The sequence below is a fragment of the Burkholderia sp. MSh2 genome, from assembly GCF_000731655.1.
Taxonomy (GTDB): domain Bacteria; phylum Pseudomonadota; class Gammaproteobacteria; order Burkholderiales; family Burkholderiaceae; genus Burkholderia; species Burkholderia paludis.
Genome location: NZ_JPGM01000129.1, coordinates 1 through 4899, shown reverse-complemented (window position 1 = coordinate 4899; position 4899 = coordinate 1). Strand labels below are relative to the sequence as shown.

Sequence of the window (4899 nt, the reverse complement as noted above, 5' to 3'; positions counted from 1 at the left end):
ACAAGATCGGTATCGGCCAGAATGCAGTGCAATCCCAATGGATCGATCCACGATATCGGATTGGGCGCGTACTGGAAGACGTTAATACCGCCGGCCAACCCGATCGGATCCTTGCAGATGAACCGTCCAGAGTTTGGATCGTAGTACCTATGTCGGTTATAGTGAAGGCCCGTCTCATGGTCGAAGTACTGCCCCTGGAAGCGGATCGGGTTACGGATACCCGCCTTGCGCGCCGCCTCGCTGATGACTTCCTTCGCCTCCCCCCACGCCTTGTAGCGTGCTGACCAAGCAACCTCACCTGCCTCATCCGTCACCTCCTGCGGCGTGCCGATCTGGTCACATTGGTAATAGCGCGGCCTTTCATCTGCTAAACGCAAGAGCACATTTTTCAAAATCTCTTGACAAGCACCCACTCCGATTCCACCAATCCACCATCCGATTTTCAACTGACCAACACGGCCACCACAATGAAAATTACGTAACCTGAACGAAAAACAATCCCTCAAATTTATTCTTATCAACAAACAAATAGGCTAGAGCATCACCTAGCCCAAATATATCCTCCCAACCCACCGGAAAATCCCCCGAGTACAACTGAAGGGAAAATTCAAGCCCTTGATCGAGTGTCAATTTCTCATTTTGGAGAAATCCAGGAGGGAATCCCACTCCACTACCTTGATATGGCTGCCCCACATCACCCCCGACAACCAATCTTCTAGCCGGAATACTCTCGACTCCAAAACGCTCACTTTCTTTTTCGTGGAATATAACCTGAGTGGCGCCACTACTCTTAATTACCCTCATCTCCTCCGGATCGCCATGATACGTTATGCGATCCAAGAAATAATCATCCTTCGAGTATAGCGAAAATACCGAAACATATTCAGGCGCCCCCTCAATCCCAAGAAATTTGGTAGGCAAAGAAGCCACTAAGCACAACTCCTCCCCCGACGATGTTTTTGGCCAAGTTACGAGCCCCCCAATAAGCGCCCCACCTCCAACTCGGGGTTCGAGATGATCGTGACACTCTTCGTCAATTAGTAACGCCTTCATATCAACCCTCGCATTTGCATGGACATTTTTTAGCCAAAAACGCTTCCGCTTGCTTTCGAAGTCTCCTCGCCTGGCTCGCCGAAATCCCTGCCTTCCTCAAGCCACCTTGAGTAATGTCAAGTTCCCGTTTAATGTCATCGTGAAACTCATTCCTGCCAAGTCCGTACGTCTGTCGAATTTTAGCCTCGTGATAATGCGCGCCTCCTATTCCACGTGTGTCGGTGGCAGGGCCTCGCGTGTGCCGATCAAGATCAAGTGCAATTGAAGGATTGTTTGCATCTCTGCAATTTTTGTTCGTTAGCCCTTTTTTCACCAGATACTCATGGCGCAAAAGTTCGTGAGCTTGTAGGCTGTCACCAACATTGTCACCGCCGTTGAGATCTCCATAGGTACCGAGTTGTCCAACTTTCGCCAACCCCAGTGGATCGATCCACTCGACCGGATTAGGAGCATAGGCATGCTGATTCAGGCCACCAGCTAGCCCGATCGGGTCCCTCGAGATGAAGCGGCCGCTGTTCGGATCGTAGTACCTGTACCGGTTGTAGTGAAGGCCCGTCTCATGGTCGAAGTACTGCCCCTGGAAGCGGATAGGGTTGCGGATACCAGCCTTGCGCGCCGCTTCACTGATGACTTCCTTCGCTTCGCCCCACGCCTTGTAACGCGCCGACCAAGCAACCTCACCTGCCCCGTCCGTCACCTCCTGCGGCGTGCCGATCTGATCACACTGGTAATAGCCGATCTGCGTAAAAGCCGCTGGCTTGTTCGTGCGGCTCCACAGCGGGTCACGATCAATATCGTAGTGTTCATCGTATTCCGGCTGCTCGTGCAGTTCAATCCAGCCCACGTGAACGGCTTGCGCCAGCGGAACGAAGCTATCAGGCTCGTACACGTAGTGCGTCGTGCGGCCACTACTGCCCCCATGCTCGCCCGTGCCACTCTCCCACGCCAGCCTATCGCCATCCCAGCCGTATAGCGTCAGGCCGTATCCGTACTCCGCGTTCAGCCGCGCCGTCTCGGCTTCCCGATAGCCACTGCCGTCGTGTGAGCTCTGCCGGACCCACGCATTCGACTTCTTCGCCACGCGTCGACCCAATGCGTCGTACCAGTAGCTAACAGTCACCTTGCCGTTACTGAACTGGATAAGCCGATCCAATCCGTCCCACTCGTACCACGCCTGCTCGCCGTTATGCCGACGTTCCGCCAGGTTGCCGTATTCGTTCCAGGTGTAGTGTGTCCCCGCGTACTCGCGCAGCAGGTTGTCCAACAGTGTCGGGCGCCCCTGGATTCGACTCGAATACCCCAGTGTGTTTTGATCAGGCGATTCGAAGCGCCGCGTCTGCGCGTCATCCAGCAGGTTGCCCGCGGGATCGAACTCGAAGGTTTCTTCGCCCAGCATGCCGGTTGCCGCCACCAATCGTCCTATCGGATCGTAACGGTAGGTCCGCATCCCGTTCTGCGTATCCTCGATGCGCTCCAGCTGACCGGCTCGGTCGTAGGTATAGCTGCGTTGCACCAGCAGTTTGCCGCCCTGCGTTTCGCTCCGGCTTGCAATCAGCTTCTGCTGTTGCAGCCGTCCTGCCAAATCGTACTGTTGCTTCTGCGTCAGGCCATTGCCCTGCACCCGCTCGATTTCTCGATGCAGGTCATCACGTTCGATCTGGACGAGTTCCGTATCGTCCAGCATCATGCCGTGCACGTGTCCACTGCCGTAGGTAAGCAAGCTCACCCGGTGGCCGTCCGGTCGAATCGTGGCAACCCGTTGATTCAACACGTCGTATTCGTGCCGCCAGACCGCGACCCGCTTATTTTTCAGGAAACTGAAATGCTGGTGCTCGCGCGTGACGTTGCCCGCGTCATCGTGGAACCATTGCAGCCGACTGGTGGCGTTTTCCGCCAGAATCATCTGCCCGTTGCCGTTGTACGCGAAGCGCTCACGCTCGCCGTACTTCCACTGGCTAGTACCCTGGTCCCATTGACCCGTCTGGCGCGTAATCAGTCGGCCGACCGCATCGAATTCGACTGCCGTAATCCGATGTCCTTGCTCCCCGTTGAGCACATCCGTCAACACGCCGGATGACGGATCGTATCGATAACGCGTCGCCTTGCCATCAAAGCCCGTTTCGGCCAGCAGCCGGCCCACGGGATCGTACCCAAACGACGTCTCCCGACCGTTTTCGTTGCGCAACGACTCCAGCCGACCCAGCTTGTCCCATCGATAACCCAGCGATTCCCCGTTGGCATCCTTACGGCTGGCAATCAGCCCGGCACGCGTATAGGTCCACTCCGTGCGCCGGCGCAGCCCGTCAACGTGCGCCAACAGTCGCCCTTCCGCATCGCGCTCGTATTGCTCTGTCACCCCATCGGGCCGCGTCACGTCAACCAGTTGGCCCGCCTCGTAGCGATAGCTCGTGGCCTGCCCTGCCGCATCGGTAAACCGCTCCAGCTGACCTCGCGCGTTGTACTGCCAACGACTGGTCTTGCCCGAGCAGTCGGCATAGGACGTCAACTGCCCGGTCGCGCTGTACGAGAGCTGCTTTTTGCCGCCCTTCGCGTCGATGATTTCCACCGGCTGGCCGAGCGCGTTGTTGGTGTATTCGGTTTTGTTGCCCAGCGGATCGATTTCTTCGATCAGGTGATCTTTCGCGTTGTAGTCGCGCAGCCACACGCCACCTTCGCCGTCGCGAATCTTGCGCACGTTGTCGCGGGCGTCGTAAGCGTAATACACCGTGGTACCGTCAGCCCGCGTGTGCGAAACCATATTGCTACGATCGTCGTAGGTGAAGGTTTCGACGCTTCCGTCCGGATGGAGGTGACGCACGACATTCTTCGCCTCGTCCCGGAAAAGCCATTCCGAACGTCCGTCCGCATGTCGGATGCGGTACGTGTAGCCGAGAATGTCGTAGTAGTACCAGGTCTCGTTGCCATGAGCGTCGGTGACATAGGTCAAACGAATGTTCGGATCCCACTCGAGCTTCGTGTCGTAGGTACCGTCGTCAGCCCATTCACGCACGGCCTTGGCCGTCGCACTCGCGCCATCCCAGCGCAGATTCATCCCTCGGCCGGTACGGTCCGTGTAACGCGTAATCAGGTGGTGCTCGTACGTGTAGCTGCGGCTTGCGCCATTCTCGTCGGTTGCTGCAATCAGATCGCCTGCATCGTCGTAGGCATAGTCGGCGAGCTGACGAACTGCCTTATTGTTTTCGATCAGCCACACCTGCGCCACGCGACCCTGTTCGTCGGGCACCACGTGAACGTGGGCATCGATCTCGATCTCACCGTGATAGGACATCAGATCGGATGGCAGCAGCACATGATTGGGCACGTGCTCCGGATGATCATAGGCCAGCGCCAAGCCCTCGCCGTTGCGCAGTACGATGCCCGTCAGGCGGAAGTGTTGGCCGTGACGCTCGTAGGTCTCTCTGACATCGTAGCCACGCGCCAGAGTGACCACTCGATCGGACACCCGCACCAACGTTAGATTCTCGATGGCGTCGTAGTGAAACGCGCCGACCTTCGGCAGCGGATATGCATGCGTGCGGCCATCCGCTGCGTGATAGCGAAGACTCTCCGGCAGCGCATCGTTTTGCACGATGTCGAGCCGCGTCGTGTACGGGCTAATCCAACGCGCCCCCATCACCCCGTCATCATAGGCAGCAAGATCCGACCGATACTGGCGGCTCCATGTGAACGGAAACGGTCCCGGCAACGTGAAGTCATCGTGATCGAGTCGCTCGGCTCCGCGCGCAAAACTGATACTACCCGTCGTCCCGGCTTCACGATTCTTGCAACAGTTGCCATCCCCTTCAGCATCGGCCTGCGCGCCAATTTTTTCGACCACGCCATGGC

2 protein-coding genes and 1 pseudogene are annotated in these 4899 nt (G+C 57.3%); all 3 read right to left on the bottom strand.

Annotation, left to right across the window (positions count from 1 at the left end):
* Positions 1 to 353: pseudogene (locus GQ57_RS37760) on the bottom strand (RHS repeat domain-containing protein); the annotation flags it as partial.
* Positions 354 to 474: 121 nt separating this feature from the next.
* Positions 475 to 930, bottom strand: coding sequence for a hypothetical protein (locus tag GQ57_RS42850; RefSeq protein WP_152602010.1), 456 nt, complete (start codon positions 928 to 930; stop codon positions 475 to 477).
* Positions 931 to 1054: 124 nt separating this feature from the next.
* The coding region (locus GQ57_RS37755) for an RHS repeat-associated core domain-containing protein (protein ID WP_442856774.1) at positions 1055 to 4899 on the bottom strand (3845 nt) is incomplete at its 5' end.